At 75.1% G+C, this 19,134-nt stretch carries 21 protein-coding genes and 1 riboswitch; of the genes, 11 read left to right on the top strand and 10 right to left on the bottom strand.

Translation table 11 applies throughout. The annotated features are described in order from the left end of the window. The first annotated feature begins 10 nt into the window (after positions 1-10). The 6 genes from ACJTNH_RS09310 to ACJTNH_RS09335 are packed head-to-tail and all read left to right on the top strand — an operon-like array spanning position 11 to position 2,732. Positions 11-415 (top strand): hypothetical protein, encoded by a 405-nt coding sequence (locus ACJTNH_RS09310; protein WP_458174877.1) that lies wholly within the window; start codon positions 11-13, stop codon positions 413-415. A 14-nt stretch (positions 416-429) separates the two neighbouring features. Next, positions 430-627 carry a helix-turn-helix transcriptional regulator gene (locus tag ACJTNH_RS09315; RefSeq protein WP_458174879.1) on the top strand — a complete coding sequence of 66 codons (198 nt, stop codon included), beginning with the start codon at positions 430-432 and terminating at the stop codon, positions 625-627. 31 nt (positions 628-658) lie between these two features. Then, positions 659-985, top strand: coding sequence for a hypothetical protein (locus ACJTNH_RS09320; protein WP_458174881.1), 327 nt, complete (start codon positions 659-661; stop codon positions 983-985). A 55-nt stretch (positions 986-1,040) separates the two neighbouring features. Beyond that, positions 1,041-1,571 carry a gamma carbonic anhydrase family protein gene (locus ACJTNH_RS09325; protein WP_458174883.1) on the top strand — a complete coding sequence of 177 codons (531 nt, stop codon included), beginning with the start codon at positions 1,041-1,043 and terminating at the stop codon, positions 1,569-1,571. Positions 1,572-1,575: 4 nt separating this feature from the next. Next, on the top strand, positions 1,576-2,064 hold the full coding sequence (locus ACJTNH_RS09330; protein WP_458174885.1) for a hypothetical protein: 489 nt from the start codon (positions 1,576-1,578) through the stop codon (positions 2,062-2,064). Continuing rightward, entirely contained in the window at positions 2,061-2,732 is a 672-nt protein-coding gene (locus ACJTNH_RS09335; protein ID WP_458174887.1) for a sigma factor-like helix-turn-helix DNA-binding protein, read from the top strand. Before ACJTNH_RS09330 ends, ACJTNH_RS09335 begins: the two co-directional genes overlap by 4 nt. Positions 2,733-2,850: 118 nt before the next feature. Here the strand turns inward: ACJTNH_RS09335 and ACJTNH_RS09340 are convergent, their stop codons facing one another. The 3 genes from ACJTNH_RS09340 to ACJTNH_RS09350 form a co-directional block, all read right to left on the bottom strand. Beyond that, positions 2,851-3,957, bottom strand: coding sequence for a fatty acid desaturase family protein (locus tag ACJTNH_RS09340; protein WP_458174889.1), 1,107 nt, complete (start codon positions 3,955-3,957; stop codon positions 2,851-2,853). A 163-nt stretch (positions 3,958-4,120) separates the two neighbouring features. After that, positions 4,121-5,230 (bottom strand): homoserine O-acetyltransferase MetX, encoded by a 1,110-nt coding sequence (gene metX / locus ACJTNH_RS09345; RefSeq protein ID WP_458174891.1) that lies wholly within the window; start codon positions 5,228-5,230, stop codon positions 4,121-4,123. Position 5,231: 1 nt separating this feature from the next. Next, entirely contained in the window at positions 5,232-6,524 is a 1,293-nt protein-coding gene (locus ACJTNH_RS09350) for a bifunctional o-acetylhomoserine/o-acetylserine sulfhydrylase (protein ID WP_458174893.1), read from the bottom strand. Between the two features lie 43 nt (positions 6,525-6,567). Continuing rightward, positions 6,568-6,684: riboswitch (SAM riboswitch) on the bottom strand. A gap of 46 nt (positions 6,685-6,730) precedes the next feature. Between ACJTNH_RS09350 and ACJTNH_RS09355 the strand changes: the two genes are divergently transcribed. Then, the gene (locus ACJTNH_RS09355) at positions 6,731-6,988 is read left to right on the top strand and encodes a DUF167 domain-containing protein (RefSeq protein ID WP_458174895.1); all 258 of its coding nucleotides are present in this window, start codon (positions 6,731-6,733) and stop codon (positions 6,986-6,988) included. Between the two features lie 149 nt (positions 6,989-7,137). Here the strand turns inward: ACJTNH_RS09355 and ACJTNH_RS09360 are convergent, their stop codons facing one another. Continuing rightward, a complete protein-coding gene (locus ACJTNH_RS09360; RefSeq protein WP_458174897.1) occupies positions 7,138-8,199 on the bottom strand; it encodes a threonine aldolase family protein in 1,062 nt (353 codons plus the stop codon). 184 nt (positions 8,200-8,383) lie between these two features. Here ACJTNH_RS09360 and ACJTNH_RS09365 point away from each other — a divergent pair, with 184 nt between their 5' ends. Beyond that, complete coding sequence (locus ACJTNH_RS09365) at positions 8,384-9,412, top strand: zinc-binding dehydrogenase (protein ID WP_458174899.1); 1,029 nt, start codon at positions 8,384-8,386, stop codon at positions 9,410-9,412. 5 nt (positions 9,413-9,417) lie between these two features. Here the strand turns inward: ACJTNH_RS09365 and ACJTNH_RS09370 are convergent, their stop codons facing one another. Together ACJTNH_RS09370 and ACJTNH_RS09375 are read right to left on the bottom strand one after the other, a co-directional pair. Beyond that, complete coding sequence (locus tag ACJTNH_RS09370) at positions 9,418-9,963, bottom strand: hypothetical protein (protein WP_458174900.1); 546 nt, start codon at positions 9,961-9,963, stop codon at positions 9,418-9,420. Beyond that, positions 9,960-10,889, bottom strand: coding sequence for a mechanosensitive ion channel family protein (locus ACJTNH_RS09375; RefSeq protein ID WP_458174902.1), 930 nt, complete (start codon positions 10,887-10,889; stop codon positions 9,960-9,962). Before ACJTNH_RS09375 ends, ACJTNH_RS09370 begins: the two co-directional genes overlap by 4 nt. Positions 10,890-11,101: 212 nt before the next feature. Between ACJTNH_RS09375 and ACJTNH_RS09380 the strand changes: the two genes are divergently transcribed. After that, entirely contained in the window at positions 11,102-12,940 is a 1,839-nt protein-coding gene (locus ACJTNH_RS09380; protein ID WP_458174904.1) for a BCCT family transporter, read from the top strand. A gap of 64 nt (positions 12,941-13,004) precedes the next feature. Here the strand turns inward: ACJTNH_RS09380 and ACJTNH_RS09385 are convergent, their stop codons facing one another. From ACJTNH_RS09385 to ACJTNH_RS09395, 3 genes are read right to left on the bottom strand one after another with little or no spacing between them, the layout of a single operon-like run. After that, positions 13,005-13,832, bottom strand: a complete 828-nt coding sequence (locus tag ACJTNH_RS09385; RefSeq protein ID WP_458174906.1) for an ABC transporter ATP-binding protein — start codon at positions 13,830-13,832, stop codon at positions 13,005-13,007. Further along, on the bottom strand, positions 13,829-14,923 hold the full coding sequence (locus ACJTNH_RS09390) for a FecCD family ABC transporter permease (RefSeq protein WP_458174908.1): 1,095 nt from the start codon (positions 14,921-14,923) through the stop codon (positions 13,829-13,831). The genes ACJTNH_RS09385 and ACJTNH_RS09390 overlap by 4 nt, the downstream gene beginning before the upstream one ends. Continuing rightward, complete coding sequence (locus tag ACJTNH_RS09395) at positions 14,920-16,044, bottom strand: FecCD family ABC transporter permease (protein WP_458174910.1); 1,125 nt, start codon at positions 16,042-16,044, stop codon at positions 14,920-14,922. The genes ACJTNH_RS09390 and ACJTNH_RS09395 overlap by 4 nt, the downstream gene beginning before the upstream one ends. A gap of 96 nt (positions 16,045-16,140) precedes the next feature. Between ACJTNH_RS09395 and ACJTNH_RS09400 the strand changes: the two genes are divergently transcribed. Beyond that, the gene (locus ACJTNH_RS09400) at positions 16,141-17,151 is read left to right on the top strand and encodes an endonuclease/exonuclease/phosphatase family protein (RefSeq protein ID WP_458174912.1); all 1,011 of its coding nucleotides are present in this window, start codon (positions 16,141-16,143) and stop codon (positions 17,149-17,151) included. A gap of 37 nt (positions 17,152-17,188) precedes the next feature. Here ACJTNH_RS09400 and ACJTNH_RS09405 read toward each other — a convergent pair whose 3' ends face one another. Continuing rightward, positions 17,189-17,782 (bottom strand): TetR/AcrR family transcriptional regulator, encoded by a 594-nt coding sequence (locus tag ACJTNH_RS09405; RefSeq protein WP_458174914.1) that lies wholly within the window; start codon positions 17,780-17,782, stop codon positions 17,189-17,191. Positions 17,783-17,911: 129 nt separating this feature from the next. Between ACJTNH_RS09405 and ACJTNH_RS09410 the strand changes: the two genes are divergently transcribed. Further along, positions 17,912-19,081 (top strand): acyl-CoA dehydrogenase family protein, encoded by a 1,170-nt coding sequence (locus tag ACJTNH_RS09410; RefSeq protein WP_458174916.1) that lies wholly within the window; start codon positions 17,912-17,914, stop codon positions 19,079-19,081. Positions 19,082-19,134: the final 53 nt, after the last annotated feature.

Below are 19,134 nucleotides of genomic sequence, written 5' to 3' on the forward strand. Positions count from 1 at the left end.
GGGGTCGTCCATGGTCACTCGTCACGTCGCCGCCGCGCTCACCGGCCTGCTCGTCGCCGGCGGGATCGGGCTGGTCGCCGGCCTGTTCGAGCCCGACCAGTTCTGGTTGCGCGCCGTCGTCTTCGCCTGCTGCACGGTCGGGCCCGCGTACGGCCTGGGCTGGCTGGTCTTCCTCTCCGGGGTGACCGGGGAGGACCCGCCGGTGCACGTGGAGGAGACGATCGAGCACCAGTGGTGGCAGCGCAGCGCGTCGGCCTCCTTCCTCGACCTGCTGGTCGTCGCCGGCCTGGGGTCGGCTGCCCTGGCGGTCTCCGGTCTGGAGCTGGCGGCCTCCTCGGTGCTCGCGGGGTTGATCCTGTTCGCCTTCGCCGACGTCGCGGTGCGGCTCACCGTGCTGCGCCGCCGCGCCGCCTGACCGCGGGCCCCCGAGTGCGCAACGACCTCGCCGACCGGCGGCAGGCCCGTGGCTGGTCGCAGGGCCGGCTGGCCGACGAACTGGGCGTCTCCCGGCAGACGGTGATCTCGCTGGAGAAGGGGCGGTTCGACCCCAGCCTGCCGCTGGCGTTCCGGATCGCGGCGGTGTTCGGCTGCCGGATCGAGGACGTGTTCGACCCGCACGGTGGGTGACGGCGCGCCCCGCTTCCGCCAGGCTGGGGCGGTGACCGACCCAGAGAGCGGGACGACGGACGGCGTCCGGGCCGCGGACGTGTACCAGGCGACCCTGCAGCCCAAGCCCGGCGGGCGGGTGCTGCGCAGTGCCCGGCTGGCGGCCGCGTTCGTGGCCGAGCTCGCCTGGGGCCTGCTCCCCGGGCCGTCGCTGCACGACGTGGTGGTGACCCGGCGGGCCGACGGTGCCGAGGTGCTGCGGGTCTCCGCCGGCGACCCGGCCGTGCCCGGCGACATGCTGGCGGTGGTCCAGCGGTTGCTGGAGGAGTGCTCGCCGGCCGAGTTCCTCGCCGAGTGGGGCGCCGACGAGCCGGTGTGATCTGCTGCGCACAGCAGCGGGAACCGCCCGCGACCTCGGTGAGGAGAGCAGCAACGTGGCTGACAGCTACATCGGAGCCCTCGACTTCGGTGCCCCGGAGATCGACGAGACGGCGTTCGTCGCCCCGACCGCCGTCGTCGTCGGCAAGGTGACCATGGGCCCGCGCGCCAGCATCTGGTACGGCGCGATCGCCCGTGCCGACGCCGAGGTGATCGAGATCGGCGCGGACTCCAACGTGCAGGACGGCTCCACCCTGCACAGCGACCCGGGCTCCCCGCTGGTCATCGGCCGCGGCGTGACCGTCGGCCACAACGTGGTGCTGCACGGCGCCCGGGTGGACGACGACGTGCTGGTCGGCATGGGCAGCACCGTGCTCAACGGCGCGCACATCGGCTCCGGGTCGATCGTGGCCGCCGGCGCGGTGGTCATGCAGGGGGCGGAGATCCCGCCGAACTCGCTGGTCGCCGGGGTGCCGGCCAAGGTCCGCCGGGAGACCACCGAGGACGACCGCGCCGCGATCGTCGCCAACGCGAAGAGCTACACCGACCGGCTCGACCAGCACCGCGCCGTCCGCCGGGTGCAGTGACCCGGTGAGCGCCGACGAGCTGCGCCGCCGGGTCGACTGGACGGTGCAGGACCCGCCGCCCGGCGTGCGGGCCGGTCGCGCGCTGAGCTCGGTGCTGCACGCGGTCTCCACCGTGGTCACCCTGGGCGCGGACGCCGCGCTCGGCACCCGCCGGGTCGGCTGGTCGCTGCCGGCCGACCCGGCGGCGTACCTGGACCTCGGCGTCGTCCGGCTGCGCTGGCCGGCCGGGGCGACCGCCGAGCCGGTGCAGGCGACCCAGGAGGGCGTCTGGGCGACCCCGGAGGGGCGGCCGGCCCGCCGGCTGCCGGTGGAGGGCTGGCGGGTGGTGGCGGCCGTCCCGGACACGGGGTCGGCCCGGTCCCGGCACCCGGAGGCGGAGTGGCAGCTCACGCTCACCGACGGGACGACGACCGGGTCGCTGAGCGGCGCCTGGCTGGCCCTGGCCTGGATCGGGCACCTGGCCGGCTGGCCGGACCCGGCACCCACCGCGTGAGCGCGGGCGACGACGCGGCGTTCCGGGCGTTCGTCGCGGCGCAGGGCACGGGGCTGCTGCGCACCGCGCACCTGCTGACCGGCGACCCGGCGCAGGCGCACGACCTCCTGCTGAGCGCCCTGGACGCCACCCGGCGGCCGTGGGCCGGGCCGGAGCGGGCGGCCCGGGTGGCGCGCCGGGCGCTGCTGGCCGAGCACCTGAGCTGGCGGCGCCGGCTCGACCTGGGCGAGGTGCTGGCCGACAGCCCGCTGCTGTCCGGGACGGCCGGCCTCCCCGGTCTCGCCGCGGCGGCGCCGGACCGGCGCTCGCCGACCGCCGCCGCCCTGGCGCGGTTGCCGCCGCTGACCCGCACGGTGCTGGTGCTCCGCCACGGCGAGGGGCTGTCGGCGGAGGAGGTGGCCGCCGAGCTGGCCCGCCCGGTCGAGGACGTCGTCGCGGCGGCCGATCGTGGCCTGGCCCGCTACGCCGCGCAGACCGACGGTGGGGACGCCGAGGGGCGGTTGCGGCACGACCTCGCCGTGCAGGCCGCCGAGGTCACCGCCGCCCCGGCCGGCCTCCCCGACCAGGTCCTGGCCCGGGCCCGCGGCCGGCGCCGGCACCGCGCCGGCCTGCTGGCCGCGCTGGCCTTCATGGCCGCCGTCGTCCTGCTCGTCGCGCTGACCGTCTGAGGCCTCCGGCACGACGAGGGCCCGGTCACCTCCCTGTGGAGGTGACCGGGCCCTGGTCGGCCCCGCTGCTGGGTCCCGCCGCGAGCGTGCCAGTGGTGGGGGGGCAGCGGGGCCTTCCTCAGTTGCGGATCGACGCCGTCAGCGGGCAGACGAACGGGTCGCGCTCGCCCAGGCCCACCCGGTTCAGGTACCGGACGACGATCCGGTACGACCCCACCAGCGACGTCTCGGTGTAGCTGATCCCGTGCTTGGCGCAGTGCTCGCGCACCATCGGCTGCACCTTCTTCAGGTTCGGCCTGGGCATGCTCGGGAAGAGGTGGTGCTCGATCTGGTAGTTCAGGCCGCCCATCATGAAGTCGGTGACCCGGCCGCCGCGGATGTTGCGGGACATGAGCACCTGGCGGCGCAGGAAGTCGACCTTGGCGTTCTTGGGCACGATCGGCATGCCCTTGTGGTTGGGCGCGAACGACCCGCCCAGCAGCAGGCCGAACACCGACTGCTGCACGACGATGAACGCCACGGCCAGCAGCGGCGGCATGATCAGGAAGACCGCGACGACGAACAGCGTGAGCCGGGCGGCGATGATCGCGATCTCCAGCCGGCGGTGCGGCATCGTCTTGTCGCGGATCAGGGTGGCCAGGCTGTTGGCGTGCAGGGCCGCGCCCTCGAAGCACAGCAGCGGGAAGAACGCCCACCCCTGGTGCCGGGTCCACCAGCCGCGCAGGCCGGTCATCCGGGTCTCGGCGTCGTCCGGGGTGAAGGCCAGCACGGCCGACTCGATGTCGGGGTCCTTGCCCATCTGGTTGGGCGCGTTGTGGTGCTTGTTGTGCTTCTGCATCCACCAGCCGTAGCCGATCCCGGCGAAGCCGCAGGAGAGCACCCGGGCGTTCCACTCGTTGGCCCGGTGCGACCCGAAGGCCTGCCGGTGCGCGGTGTCGTGGCCCAGGAAGCCGAACTGGGTGCAGATGAGGGAGAACACGACGGCCAGGCCCAGCTGCCACCACGAGTCGCCCAGCGCCACGATCGCGACCCAGACGCCGGCGAAGGCGGCGACGGTCAGCGCGATCGAGACGACGTAGTACGGGCGGCGGCGGTTCAGCAGCCCGGCGTCCTTGACCTGCTGGGAGAGCTCGGCGTACACGCTGACCTGGCGGTCACGGGGTCGCTCGGGGCGGGGGGCCCGGGCGGGGGGAGGCGTGGAGCCCTCCAGGATGGATGCGGACATCTGCTCTCTCTGGCTGGGTCCCGGGGCTGCTCCGGGGTGGCCGGGGGTACCGGCGACGACGGGGGGCCGCGCTACCTCTGGATGGAGCACCGCGTGCGGCCGACGGTAGGCGACGCATGCCGTCACTGCCACGCGGGTGCTCCCCAGCGGGCGGCGTGGCGGGTCAGCCGGCCAGCAGCTCGCGGACCAGCGCCCCCACCGCGGCGGTCTCCAGCAGGAACCCGTCGTGGCCGTAGGGCGAGCCGATCACCTGCAGCGGGACGCCGAGCCCGTCGGCGACCTGCTGCTGCTGGGCCAGCGGGTACAGCCGGTCGGAGTCGACGCCGGCCACCACCGCGCGGGCGGTGACCCGGGCCAGCGCCGCCGCGACGCCACCCCGGCCGCGGCCGACGTCCCAGGTGTTCATCGCCTCGGTGAGCAGCACGTAGCTGCCGGCGTCGAACCGGGCGGCCAGCTTGGTGGCGTGGTGCTCCAGGTAGGAGGCGACGGCGAACCGGCCGTCGTCCTGCACCCGGGCGCCGAAGCGGGCCTCCAGCTCGCCGGCGCTGCGGTAGCTGAGGTGCGCGATCCGCCGGGCGACGCCCAGCCCGGCCACCGGCCCGGCGCCGGGCAGGTAGTCGCCGCCGGCCCAGGCCGGGTCGCTGCGCACCGCGGCCTGCTGGGTGGTCTGGGTGCCGATCTGGTCGGCGCCGGCGACGGCAGCCGAGGCGAGGAAGAACAGCCGTTCGACCCGCTCGGGCCGGGACACCGCCCACTCCAGCGCCCGCATGCCGCCCATCGAGCCGCCGAGCACCGCCCGCCACCGGCCGATGCCCAGCGCGTCGGCGAGCGCCGCCTCCACCGCCACCTGGTCACCGATGGTCAGCTCGGGGAACCGCGAGCCCCACGGGGCGCCGTCCGGGGCGGTCGAGGAGGGGCCGGTCGTGCCCTGGCAGCCGCCGAGCACGTTGGCGCAGACGACGAACAGCTCACCGGTGTCCAGCGGCGCGCCCGGGCCGACCAGCGACGGCCACCAGCCGGGGGTGGGGTGGCCCGGCCCGGCGTCGCCCACCACGTGGCTGTCGCCGGTCAGCGCGTGCTCGACCAGCACCGCGTTGCCGCCGTCCGGGGCGAGGGTGCCCCAGGTCTCGAAGGCGACCCGGACGGCGGGCAGCTCGCCGCCGCGGTCGAGCCGGACCGGTCCGTCCAGGTCGAGGAACCGGCGCCGTCCCGGCGGGTCGCCCTCGCGCCAACCGCCGGTCCGGGAGCCGGCGCGCGCCGGCTCCCGGAGCACGTCAGGCGCCCTTCGCGGCCCGGAACCCGACCTCGAGGTCGGCGAGGATGTCGTCGATCCCCTCCAGCCCCACCGCCAGCCGCACCAGGCCCGGCGTGACGCCGGTGGTGGCCTGCTCCTCGGGGGTCAGCTGCGAGTGGGTGGTGGACGCCGGGTGGATGACCAGGCTGCGCACGTCGCCGATGTTGGCCACGTGGCTGTGCAGCTCGAGTGCCTCCACGAACCGCTTGCCGGCCTCGATGCCGCCGCTGATGTCGAAGGCCAGCACGGCGCCGGCCCCGCGCGGGGCGTACTTCTGCTGCGCGGAGTGCCAGGGGGAGGAGGGCAGCCCGGCGTAGTGCACCGACTCCACCTCGTCCCGGGCCTCCAGCCACTCGGCGACCCGCTGGGCGTTGGCCACGTGCCGCTCCATCCGCAGCGACAGCGTCTCGATGCCCTGCACCACCAGCCAGGCGTTGAACGGCGAGATCGACGGTCCGAGGTCGCGCAGCAGCTGCACCCGGGCCTTGAGCGCGTACGCCGGTGCGCCGAGGTCGGCGTAGACGACGCCGTGGTAGCTCGGGTCGGGCTCGGTGAAGCCGGGGAACTTGCCGCCGGTCCAGGCGAAGTTGCCCGAGTCGACGATGATCCCGGCGATCGCGGTGCCGTGGCCGCCCAGGTACTTGGTGGCGGAGTGGACGACGACGTCCGCGCCGTGCTCGATCGGCCGGATGAGGAACGGCGTCGCGACGGTGTTGTCCACGATCAGCGGGACGCCGTTGCGGTGCGCCACCTCCGACACCGCGGAGATGTCCAGGACGTCGCCCTTCGGGTTGCCGATCGTCTCGGCGTAGAAGGCCTTGGTGTTCTCCTGCACCAGCGACTGCCAGTTCTCCGGGTCGTCGGGGTCCTCGACGAAGGAGACGGTGATGCCCATCTTCGGCAGCGAGTGGTGCAGCAGGTTGTACGTGCCGCCGTACAGCGAGGCGGAGGCGACCACGTGGCTGCCGGCCTCGGCGACGTTCAGGATCGCCAGGGTCTCCGCGGCCTGCCCGCTGGCCACCGCCAGGGCGGCGACGCCGCCCTCCAGCGAGGCGACGCGCTGCTCGAGCGCGTCCTGCGTCGGGTTCATGATCCGGGTGTAGATGTTGCCCATCTCGGCGAGGGCGAACAGGTCCGCGGCGTGCTGGCTGTCGCGGAACTGGTAGCTGGTCGTCGCGTAGATCGGCAGCGCGCGGGCGCCGGTGGTCGGGTCGGGGGCCGCGCCGGCGTGGATCTGCCGGGTCTCGAAGCTCCAGCCGCTGGGTTCGGTCATGCGCCTACCTCCTGGGATCGCCGGAGCACCCACGGCGCGGAGGGCTCCGTCCTTGCCGGACGGCGGTCGCCGCCCAGCCAGCTCTTCCCCTGGGAGCACCTCGGACGGAGTCGAGGTTGCCGGGCAGCAAGCCAGGTGCTTGTCGCTGCCTCTCGTGAGCCGGGTCGATCCTAGGACGACGCCCCGGGCCGCGCACACTGCCCTGCGTGCGGGTGGCGATCAGGGTGCGGCCGGGGGCGAGCCGGACGGCGGTGGGCGGCGAGCACGACGGCGCGCTCGTCGTCCGGGTGACCGCCCGCGCCGTCGACGGCCGGGCCACCGAGGCGGCGCTCGCCGCGGTCGCCGCGGCGTTCGGCGTCCGCCGGTCCGCGGTCACGCTGGTCACCGGCGCGACGTCCCGCAGCAAGCTGGTCGAGGTCGACGGCGGCACCGATGCGGCGCTGCGCTCCTTGCGGAGCGCCTGACCGGCGTGCTCCCATGCCGGCCCTGACCCAGTCTGTCGCTCGTCCGCCGGCGGTGGGCCGCAGCAGTGTGCAGCGGTGGCGGGCCCTGGCCGCAGGAGTCGCCACGGACGTACATCGTCGGGTCGAGCCTGGCGGGCCCACCGCCGAGGTCAGCCGGCCAGGGCGGCGATCGCGGCGCGGGCGTCGGCGACCGGCAGGGCCATCGTGGCGTCGCCGATCGGCAGCTCGACCCGGACGACGCCCGGGTCGGCGGTGGGCATCGCCCGCTCCCAGGTCCACAGACCCCGGTCGGCGGCGAGCGTGCGCACGGCGACACCGAATGCCTCCGGGGTGGTGCGCAGCAGCAGGTGCAGCATCGGCGTCTGCGGCGGGTCGGGCAGCACGGTGACCCCGGGCAGGTCGCGGACGGCGTCGGCGATCTCCCGCGCCCGCGCCAGGTAGCTCGGCATCAGCGGCAGCCGCCGGCGCAGGCAGCTCAGCGCCGAGGCAGCCCCCGGCCACATGCCGAACAGCGTGCCGCCCAGCCGGCGCCGCCACTCCCGCACCTCGGCCACGACGTCGTCCGGACCGGCCAGGCAGCAACCGGCCAGCGCGCCGATGCCCTTGTAGAAGCTGACGTAGGTGGTGTCGAACAGTGCCGCGACGTCGGCCGGTGGCCGGTCGTAGCCGGCGGCGGCCTCCCACAGCCGGGCGCCGTCGAGGTGGGCGGCCGCGCCGCGCTCCCGGGCCCAGGTCACCTGGGCGACCAGGTCGTCCCACGGCGGGAGCTGCCCGCCCAGGTCGCGCTGGGGCAGCTCCACGACCAGGGCGGCGGGCTGCTCGGCCACGTCGTCCAGGTCGGTGCGGGCCAGCAGCCGGTCGCGGGCGCCGGCCGGGCGGCCGATGAGGCCCTGCAGCCGCTCCAGCGGGCGGCCCTCGTGCACGTCGAGGTGGCTCTGCGGGTGGAAGACGACGGTGCGGCGCCCGCGCCGGTCGGCGTGCACCCGGAGCGCGGACTGCTGGGCCATGATCCCGCTCGGCAGGTACACCGCGGCGGGCTGGCCGAGCAGCTCGGCGACCTCGCCCTCCAGTTCGGCCACCACCCCGCCGTCCCCGTACCGGTCGACCGCGGTGTCGGTGGGGATCGTGGCCAGCAGGTCGGCGGCGGTCTGCGGCCCGTGCCCGGCCAGGGCCCGATCGCAGGACTGACGGAGTGCGGTGAGGTCGTCCACCCGTCCACCCTCCCCCAACGCCCCCTCCCACGACCGCCCCCACGGGCTTTCTGGCGAGAAGGCCCGCTTCCGCCACGGGCTTACTCGCCAGAGAGCCCGCTTCCGCCACGGGCCTTCTCGCCAGAGAGCCCGCGCCGAGCGGGGGCGGTGGGCCGGGGCGGGGGTGGGCGGGCAGGCTGTCGGGGTGCGCGCGCTGGTGTTCGAGGAGTTCGGTGGTCCGCTGACGGTCCGGGCGGTGCCCGAGCCCACCCCGGCCCCGGACGGCGTCGTCGTCCGGGTCGGTGCCAGCGGGATCTGCCGCAGCGACTGGCACGGCTGGTCCGGCCACGACCCGGACGTCGTGCTGCCGCACGTGCCCGGCCACGAGCTGGCCGGCACGGTGGCCGCAGTGGGGAGCCGGGTGCGCAACTGGTCGGTGGGCGACCGGGTCACCGTGCCGTTCGTCTGCGCCTGCGGGCACTGCGGGCCGTGCCGGGAGGGCGCCGGGCAGGTGTGCCTCAACCAGACCCAGCCCGGGTTCACCCACTGGGGGTCGCTGGCCGAGCTCGTCGCCCTGGACGCCGCCGACGTCAACCTGGTCGCGCTGCCGGAGGGCATGTCCTTCGCCACCGCGGCCAGCCTGGGCTGCCGGTTCGCCACCGCCTACCGGGCCGTCACCGGGGTGGGGCAGGTGCGGCCGGGGGAGTGGGTCGCCGTGCACGGCTGCGGCGGGGTGGGGCTCTCCGCCGTCCAGGTCGCGGTCGCCGCCGGGGCGCGGGTGGTCGCCGTCGACGTCACCCCGGGTGCGCTCGAGCTGGCCGCCGCGTCCGGGGCCGAGCACGTGGTGGACGGCGCGGGCGACGTCCCGGCGGAGGTCGCCGAGCTGACCGGCGGCGGGGCGCACGTCTCGCTGGACGCCCTCGGTGCGGCGGTGACCTGCCTGAACTCGATCCGCAGCCTGCGCCGCCGCGGCCGGCACGTGCAGGTGGGCCTGCTGCCGCCGTCCCTCGGCCGCCCGGAGATCCCGATGGAGCTGGTGATCGCCGGGGAGCTGGCCCTGCTGGGCAGCCACGGGATGGCCGCCGCCGACTACCCGGCGATGCTCTCGCTGATCGCCGCCGGGCGGCTGCGCCCCGAGCTGCTGGTCACCCGCGAGCTCGGGCTGGACGACGCCGGCGCGGCGCTGGCCGCCGTGGGCCGGGAGCCGGGCATCGCGGTCGTCACCTCGTTCTGAGCCGCTCAGCCGGTCGGGGTGGCCGTCGTCCCGTCGTCGGTGCCGCCGGTCGGCTCGGACTCCGTCGTGTCGTCCTCGGTGGGCTGGCTGGTCGTGGCCGGCGCGCGGGTCGTCGTCTGGGCCGGGGTGCTGGTCTGCGCGGGCGTGCGGCTGGTGGTCCGCGTCGGGGTGGGCACCGGCTCCTCGTCCTCGCCGTCGTCCTGCGGCACCGGGGAGCTCGGCGCCGTCGGGGTGCTCGTCGGCGTCGGGGTCGTCGTGGTGCGGGCGTCGCTGGGCAGCAGCGAGTTCGGCACCTCGATCGTCCGGCCGTCCGACGTGGTGACCGTCGACGTGCCGCCGTCCGGGCGGGGCAGCAGCAGGTTCAGCACGAACAGCACCACGAACAGGCCGCCGATCACCAGCGTCGACGTGCGCGCCCGGCCGATCCGGGCCGGCACGTGGCGGTGCCAGACCGAGGTGCGGCGGGTGGCCGGCGCGGCGGTGGCGGCCGGCTGCTCGGCGGTCTGCTGCGGCAGCACCGTGGTGGGCTGCTCGTCCGAGGGCGTGGTCATGCGGCACCTCCGCTGCGGGCGCGGTCCTCGGCCAGCGCCTCGTCCTGGACGCTCACGCCGTCGGTCGCGTTGGTGGCACGCAGGGACACGCCCTCGCGGGACAGCGCCAGCGCCACCCGGGCCCGCAGGTCACGGCCGACGTCGAACTGCTTGCCCGGCAGGGTGCGGGCCACGACGCGCAGGTTCACCTCGTCCAGCGAGAGGCTCTCCACGCCCATCACGGTGGGCTCGTCGAGCAGCAGCTTGTGCAGCCGGGGCGAGTCGTAGGCCTGCTTGCCGACCTCGCGCAGCACCTCCTGCACGCGGGTGACGTCCGCGGTGGAGGGCACCGGCACGTCGACCACGGCCCGGGCCCAGTCGCGGGAGAGGTTGGTCACCTTGACGATCTGCCCGTTCGGCACGATCACCACCTCGCCGTCCACCGAGCGCACCCGGGTGATCCGCAACGTGACGTCCTCGACCGTCCCGGACGCCGGCTCCATCCCGCCGACCACCTGGATGGCGACCACGTCACCGAACCCGTACTGCCGCTCGGTGATCAGGAAGAAGCCGGCCAGCACGTCGCCGACCACCCGCTGCGCGCCGAAGCCCAGCCCGACACCGAGCACGGTGGCCGGGGCGACCAGGCCGGTGACCGGGAGGCCCAGCCGGTCGAGGACGAAGATGACCGCGACCGACCAGATCAGCACGATCGCCGCCCAGGTCAGCACCTGGGTCAGCGAGTGCCGGTGCTTGGCCGCCTCGGAGCGCACCAGGGCGTCGGAACCGGTCGCCGCGGCGTCGATCCGGTCGGTGATCCGGTTGCCGGCCCAGCTCACCAGGCGGGCCAGCAGGACGGCGCCCAGGACGATCAGCAGCGCGTCCAGGAAGGGGCCGCGGAGCCAGTAGAGGGTGTCGGTGACCGGGCCTGCTGCGAGCACGTTCATCGCCGTCCAGTGTGGACTGCCGGCGCTTCCGGTGGGTGCCCGGGGGGCTCCGGAACGCAACCCCTCGAGACGCGATCGTGATCACCCTGGTTTGCGCTGTGCGTCCCCCAGGGCGCACGGTGTCCTGTGGAGACGGCGCCCCCAGTCACGGGGCCGCCGTCCGACCTGTGCGCCGACCCGATTGGAGGGGCGCCCACCAGGCGCCACACCACGTGACCACGACACCCACCGATCCACCCGGCCAGCCGCCGCGCGGCGTCACCAGCGCAGCCGCGACGCCCGACCAGCCCGATGCGCCCGCCCAGACGATCGACGACGTCCTCGACCCCGAGGTGCCCAGCGACCTGCACCCGGCGATCGCCCAGCCGCCGGCGCACGAGGAGGAGCGCCGGCCGCAGCTGGACAAGACGGTCTTCGGCGTCGCCGCGGTCGTCTCGCTGGCCTTCCTCGCCTGGGGGTTCATCAGCCCCACCGGCCTGGGCACCGCCAGCGCCGACGCGCTCGGCTGGATCGAGGGCAACCTCGGCTGGTTCTTCGTGCTGCTCGCCTCGGCCGTGGTCGTCTTCGTGCTCTGGCTGGCCGCCAGCGCCTACGGCCGCATCCCGCTGGGCGGCGACGGCGAACGGCCGGAGTTCAAGACGATCAGCTGGATCGCGATGATGTTCAGCGCCGGCATGGGCATCGGCCTGATGTTCTTCGGCGTCTCCGAGCCGCTGTCGCACTTCGTCTCCCCGCCGCCGGGCACCGTCGAGGGTGAGACCAACGCGGCCGTCACCACCGCGATGGCCACCACGCTCTTCCACTGGACGCTGCACCCGTGGGCGCTCTACGCCCTGGTCGGCCTGGCCGTCGCGTACGGCACCTACCGCCGCGGCCGCGGCCAGCTGCTCTCCTCCGCGTTCACCTCGCTGTTCGGCCGCGGGGTCGCCGAGGGCCCGGCCGGCAAGGTGATCGACGTCCTGGCGATCTTCGCCACGCTGTTCGGCACCGCCGCCTCCCTCGGGCTCGGCGCGCTGCAGATCGGCAGCGGGCTGGAGATCCTGGGCTGGCTCGGTGAGGTGGGCAACGCGGTCACCGTCGGCATCATCGCCGTGCTGACCGCCGCGTTCGTCGCCTCGGCGTTCTCCGGCATCGCCCGGGGCATCCAGTGGCTGTCCAACATCAACGTCGTCCTGGCGTTCGTGCTGGCGCTGTTCGTCTTCGTCGTCGGCCCGACCGTGCTGATGCTCAACCTGGTGCCGACCGCCCTGGGTTCCTACCTCGCCGACCTCCCGGAGATGGCCGCCCGGACCAACGCCTCCGGTGGCGACCCGATGGCCGAGTGGCTGTCGGGCTGGACGGTCTTCTACTGGGCCTGGTGGATCTCCTGGACGCCGTTCGTCGGCGTCTTCCTCGCCCGGATCAGCCGCGGCCGCACCATCCGGGAGTTCATCGCCGGCGTGCTGCTGGTGCCCAGCGTCGTGACGCTGTTCTGGTTCGCTGTCTTCGGCGGTGCCGGGATCGGCGCCCAGCGGTCCGGGGAGGACATCGCCGGGCAGTCGACGCCCGAGGGCCAGCTGTTCGACCTGCTCCAGGGGCTGCCCTGGGCCACGGTCACCAGCGTGCTGGTGATGCTGCTGGTGGGCATCTTCTTCGTCACCGGTGCGGACTCCGCCTCGATCATGATGGCGTCGCTGTCCGAGCGGGGCACCCGCGAGCCGACCTCGAAGATGGTCGTCTTCTGGGGCCTGCTGACCGGTGGCGTGGCCGCCGTGATGCTGCTCGTCGGCGGGGACGAGGCACTCCAGGGCCTGCGGAACCTGACGATCATCGGCGCCCTGCCGTTCGCGGTGGTGATGATCGGCCTGGCGATCGCACTCACCAAGGACCTGCGCTCGGACCCGATGGTGCTGCGTCGCGCCTACGCCAACGAGGCCGTCGAGCAGGCCGTGGTCGAGGGCATCACCCGGCACGGCGACGACTTCGCGCTGGTCGTGGAGCACAGTCAGGACGGCGACGGTCAACCGCGGACCGTGGTCTCGTCGAAGGCCCCCGAGGAACCGCGGGCCTGACCCGGTCGACCCAGTGGCCCCCTCGCCGACCGGCGAGGGGGCCACTGCCGTCCGGGGCCGTGGGTCAGCGGAGGCGGCGGACGGGGACGACCATCGGGGTGCCGGTGACCGGGTCGGGCACGACCCGCGCCTCCAGCTCGAAGACGTCGGCGAGCAACTGCTCGGTCAGCACCTCGGCCGGGGTGCCCTCCGCGACCAGGACGCCGTCCTTCATGGCCACCAGCCGCTGGGCGTAGCGGGCGGCCAGGTTCAGGTCGTGCAGGACGACGACGACGGTGCGCCCCCGCTCGGTGTGCAGCCGGGCCACCAGCTCCAGCACGTCGACCTGGTGGGCGAGGTCCAGGTAGGTGGTCGGCTCGTCGAGCAGCAGCAGGTCGGTGCCCTGGGCCAGCGCCATGGAGATCCAGGCCCGCTGCCGCTGGCCGCCGGAGAGCGCGTCGACCGGGGCGTCGGCCAGCTCGGCCATGTCGGTCCAGCGCAGCGCCTCGGCGACGACGGCCTCGTCGTCGGAGGACCACTGCCGCAGCCAGCTCTGGTGCGGGTGCCGGCCGCGGGCGACCAGGTCGGCCACGGTCAGCCCCTCCGGGGCCAGCGGGGTCTGCGGCAGCAGCCCGAGCACCTTGGCGACCTCGCGGGTCGGCGTCGAGGTGATCGCCCGGCCGTCGAGCAGCACGCTGCCGGCGGTGGGGCGCAGCAGCCGGCCCAGCGCCTTGAGCAGGGTCGACTTCCCGCAGCCGTTGGGGCCGACGATCGCGGTGAACGACCCCTCGGTGAGCTGGAGGTCCAGGTCGTCGACGACGACCTTCTCCCCGTAGGCCAGCCGGACGCGGTCGGCGGCCAGGCGCACGGGTGCCGTCGGCGCGGTGGCGGTGGGGCTGTCGAGAGCGGTCACAGGGTCGATCGCCGCCTTCCGCGGACGAGGAGCCAGAGCAGGTACGGCGCGCCGACCACCGCGGTGACCACCCCGACGGGGAAGGCCTCGGTGAGCACGGTGCGCGAGGTGAGGTCGCTGGCCACCAGCAGCAGCGCGCCGAGGAGGCCGGAGGCGATCAGCGGGGGCCGGGAGCCCCCGGTGAGCCGCACGGCGATCTGCGGGACGACGAGGGCCACGAACTGGATCGGCCCCGCCGCGGAGACGGCGAACGCGGCCAGCGCGACGGCCACCACGACCACGGTGCCCTGGGCCAGCGGCACCCGCACCCCCAGCCCGCGGGCGGTCTCGTCGCCGAACTGCAGCACGTTCAGCACCCGCCCCAGCGCGAGCGCGGCCGGCACCAGCACCGCCAGGGCGAGCGCCAGGGGCAGGACGTCGTCCCAGCCGCGCCCGTTCAGCGAGCCGGTGACCCAGACGTTGGCCGCGGCGGCGTCCCAGATGGTGCTGCGGGTGAGCAGGTACTGCACCACCGCGTTGGCCATCGCCGACAGGCCGATCCCGATGAGCACCAGGCGGTACCCGTCGACGCCCTTGCGCCAGGCCAGCCCGAACACCGCGAAGGCGATCGCGAACCCGCCGAGCAGGGCGGCCAGCGGCAGCCCGATGCCGCCGAGCACCCCGGCGGCGGTGGTGCCGGTGCCGGCGAACACGATCACGCTGACCGCGCCGATCGCCGCGCCGCCGTTCACGCCCAGGATGTCCGGGCTGGCCAGCGGGTTGCGGGCGAAGGTCTGGATCAGCGCCCCGGACGTGCCCAGCGCCACGCCGACCAGCACGGCGGCGGCGATCCGCGGGGCGCGCAGCTCGGTGACGATGAACCGCTGGGTGTCATCGCCCAGCCCGACCAGCGCGCCGAGCACCTGCGGGATGCTGATCGGGTAGTCACCGCGCCCCAAGCTGACCGCGGCGGCCAGCAGCAGCACGACCACCGTCGCCAGCGGCACGACCAGCTGGCGGAGCCGGTAGGTGCCCGAGTACGACCCCACCCGCAGGACGCGGCGGGGCCGGCTGCGGTGCTCGGGGGCCCGGGTGGGCGCGGTGAGCGTCACAGCGTCACCAGCCGGCGGCGGCGCACCAGGGCGATGAAGAACGGGGCGCCGACGACGGCCAGGACGATGCCCACCTGCAGCTCGCCGGGGCGGGCGACCACCCGGCCCAGCACGTCGGCCAGCAGCAGGAAGACCACGCCCAGCAGGCCGGAGTACGGCACCAGCCAGCGGTGGTCGGGGCCGGTGACCGCCCGGGCGACGTGCGGCACGACCAGCCCGACGAAGGCGATGGGCCCGCAGGCGGCCGTCGCCGCGCCGGTGAGCAGGGTGATCGCACCGAGCCCGACGGTGCGGGCCACCCAGATCCGCTGGCCCAGGCCGCGGGCGACGTCCTCGCCGAGGTTGAGCAGGTTCAGCGCCGGGGCGTTGAGCAGCGCGAGCAGCAGGCCGACGACGACGAAGGGGGCGACCTGGGTGGCGACCGAGGCGTCCCGGCCGGCCAGTGCCCCGACGATCCAGAACCGGTAGGCGTCGAGGGTGTCGGTGCTGCTGATGGTGATCGAGGAGACCAGCGCGAACAGCAGGGCACTGAGGGCGGTGCCGGCCAGCGCCAGGCTGACCGGGGTGGCGCCGCCCCGGCCGGAGCCGATCGCGAAGACGGCGACGCTGCCCAGCAAGGCCCCGGCGAAGGCGAACCAGACGTAGCCGCTGGGGGTGGACAGCCCCAGCACCGAGATGGACAGCACCACGGCGAACGCGGCACCGGCGGTGACCCCCAGCAGGCCCGGGTCGCCCAGCGGGTTGCGGGTGTGCCCCTGCATGAGCGCACCCGAGACGCCCAGGGCCAGCCCGGCGAGCACCCCGAGCAGGGTGCGGGGCACCCGCAGCTCCCGGATGATCACCGTCTCGTCGCCGGGGGTGGACGCGTCGGTGAGCGCCTGCCAGACGGTGCCCAGGCCGATCGGCCGGGTGCCCACGGTGATGCTCAGCGCGCAGACCGCCACGGCCAGCAGGAGCAGCAGCCACAGGCCCAGCGAGCGGCCGACCGCACCCCGCAGCAGCCCCCGCCGAGGGGGTGCGGTGGTCGCCTCCTCGGGGGGCCGGGTGGCCGTGCGCTGCGCCACGAGCGACTCCTGGGGACGGCGGTCAGCCGGGTCCCGGCCGAGATTGGTGAGGCTCACCTTACCCATGCTGCTGGACGGTGGGCGTGACGAACCCGACTCCACCGGGTCGGCGGATGTCACCGGCCCGCCGCCCCCAGCCAGCACGATGGTCCCGTGTGGCGACCAGACCCCCGGCCGCGGCGGCCCTGGCGGCGGCTGGCCGCGGTCTACGGGGTGGCCGGCACCGGGCTGCTCCTGGCCATCGCCGTCCTCGGGGACCGGACGGCGGCCACCTACACCGCCGCGCTGTTCTCGTTCTGGTGGCTCGCGCCGGCGCCGGTGCTCCTGGTCGTGGCCGCCGTCCGGCGGGCCTGGTGGGCCGTGGCGGCACTCCTCGTGCCCACCGTCGCCGTCCTGGTGCTGCAGGGGCCGTACCTGGTCAACCGGTTCACCGACGAGGAGGGCGCCGTCGACCTCCGGGTGGCCGGCTACAACGTCACGCACGGGCGGCCGCTGGACGGGCTGCGCGCCCTGATCGAGCAGGAGCAGCCCGACGTCCTGCTGCTCCAGGAGGTCACCGTGGCCCGGCGGGCCGAGCTGCGGGCCCTGGCCGGCTACCCGTACCTGCACCTCGGGCCGCTGACCGGTGGCCGGCTGGGCGACGGGGACGCCGTCCTGTCCCGGCACCCGATCATCGGGGTCGACCGGGTGACCGGGCTGCCGGCCGGCGCCCGCCCGACCGACCTGGTCACCCTGGACGTCGCGGGGCGGGAGCTCGACGTGCTCTCGGTGCACCTGGCGTCGCCGTGCGTCGGCTGCACCCCCGCCGGTGGAGAGGCCAACCCCGCGGGCGGCACCGGAGAGGCGGCGCGGACCCGGCTGGCCGAGGCCCGGCGCTACGCCGACGTCGTCGCCGGGCTGGTCGACCGGGGCCGGCCGGTGGTGCTCGGCGGGGACCTCAACTCCTCACCGCTCAACCGGCCGCTGCACGTGCTGACCGGCGCCGGCCTGACCGACGTGCACCGGGCGGTGGGCACCTGGCCGGCGCTGACCCGCGGGCCCGGCCCCGGGGTCGCCCGGGTGGACGCCGTGCTGGTCAGCGGCCTGCGCCCGCTGCGCAGCGTGGAAGGCGACCGAGGGGCGAGCACCCACTCACCGGTGGTCGCGTACCTCGCCTGGCCCTGAACGGCAGGGGGTCGGACGACGGGCCCGGAGGCGGCGGTCAACGGGGCGGGGCGATCCCGGCGACGACCAGGTCGGCGAGCTCCCGGTAGGCGGCGGCGTCGTCCAGGCCGGTCGCCGCCGTGACGTCTCCCCGGTGGATCGCGCTCATCACCGCGGCGACCGCGACGCCGACGAACGAGGGGTGCACCGGCCGGATGGTGCCGGCGGCGACGCCCTCGCTGACCAGCTGCTGCACCCGGTCGGCCGCGGCGCGGGTGTTGCGCTGGTAGATCTCCCGGGCGGGGGCGAAGGCGGCGAGGTCGGCGAAGAAGGCCGGCGAGGCGGGCTGCAGCTGCTCGGCGACGGTCAGCAGGTACGAGCTGATCCGCTCACGGTGGTCGCCGGGGCCGGTGGCCCGCTGCTCGACCGCGGTCGTCGCCCGCTGGAAGAAGCGCTTCACCGCGGCCACGACCAGCTGCTCCTTGCTCGCCGCGATGCCGTACAGCGTGGTCTTGGAGCAGTGCAGCCGGCGGGCCAGCTCGTCGAGGGTGAAGGCGGCGAAGCCCTCGGCCAGGAACACCGCGACCAGCTCGTCGAGCAGCGCCGCCCGCCGCGTCGCGCTGCGGGTGCTGCGGGTGTCCAGCGACGTCATGGCCCTCCTCCGGAGTACCGGAGGGTAACAACGGCGCGCGGTTGAGTACCCGGCTCAGTACTGCGTACCGTTCGGCAGTACTGCAACCAGTCCGGGACGACGCCGTCCCGGGCCTCCCGGAGGTGCGCTGTGCCCGTTCGCCGTCTGGTCCCCACCCAGGAGGCCGCCGACCTGCTCGACCTCACCCGGCAACTGGCCCGGGACGAGCTCGCCCCCCGGGTCGCCGCGGCGGAGGCGGCGGAGGAGTTCCCGCGCGAGGTCTTCCGGACCCTCGGCCGGGCCGGGCTGCTGGGCCTGCCGTACGCCGAGGAGCTGGGCGGTGGCGGGCAGCCCTACGAGGTCTACCTGCAGGTGCTCGAGGAGATCGCCGCGGCGTGGGCCAGCGTGGGTGTCGGGGTGAGCGTGCACGGGCTGTCCTGCTTCGGCCTGGCCAGCCGCGGCACGGCCGAGCAGCAGCGCTGGTTGCCGGAGATGCTCGGCGGTGAGCAGCTGGGCGCCTACTGCCTGTCCGAGCCGCACGCCGGTTCCGACCCCGCGGCGATGCGCACCCGCGCCGTCCGGGACGGCGACTCCTACGTGCTCACCGGCGAGAAGGCCTGGACCACCCACGGTGGGCACGCCGACTTCTACAAGGTGATGGCCCGGACCTCCGACGACGGTGCCCGCGGCATCTCCTGCTTCCTGGTGCCCGCCGACAGCCCCGGCCTCTCCGCGGACACCGCCGAGCGCAAGATGGGGCTGACCGGCTCGACCACCGCCACCATGCGGTTCGACGGCGTCCGGGTCGACGCCGACCGCCGGCTGGGCGAGGAGGGCGAGGGGCTCTCGATCGCCCTCGCCGGGCTGGACGCCGGCCGGCTGGGCATCGCCGCGGTCGCCACCGGCCTGGCCCAGGGCGCCCTGGACGACGCGGTCGCCTACGCGCAGGAGCGGGAGACCTTCGGCAAGCCGATCATCGAGCACCAGGGCCTGGGCTTCCTGCTCGCCGACATGGCCGCCGCCGTCGAGACCGCGCGGGCGACCTACCTGGCCGCGGCCCGGCTGCGCGACGCCGGCCAGCCCTACGGTCAGCAGGCCTCGATCGCCAAGCTGGTGGCCACCGACAACGCGATGAAGGTGACCACCGACGCCGTCCAGGTGCTGGGCGGGTACGGCTACACCCGCGACTTCCCGGTGGAGCGGTACATGCGGGAGGCGAAGGTCATGCAGATCTTCGAGGGCACCAACCAGATCCAGCGCCTGGTGATCAGCCGGGCCCTGGCCCGCGGCGGCGCCCCCACCACCACCGTCGCCCCGTAGGGGCACTCGGCGGCGAGCGGGGCCGACCAGGGAGGGCCAAAGTCGCGATCTTG

It is taken from the genome of Modestobacter lacusdianchii (assembly GCF_054177765.1).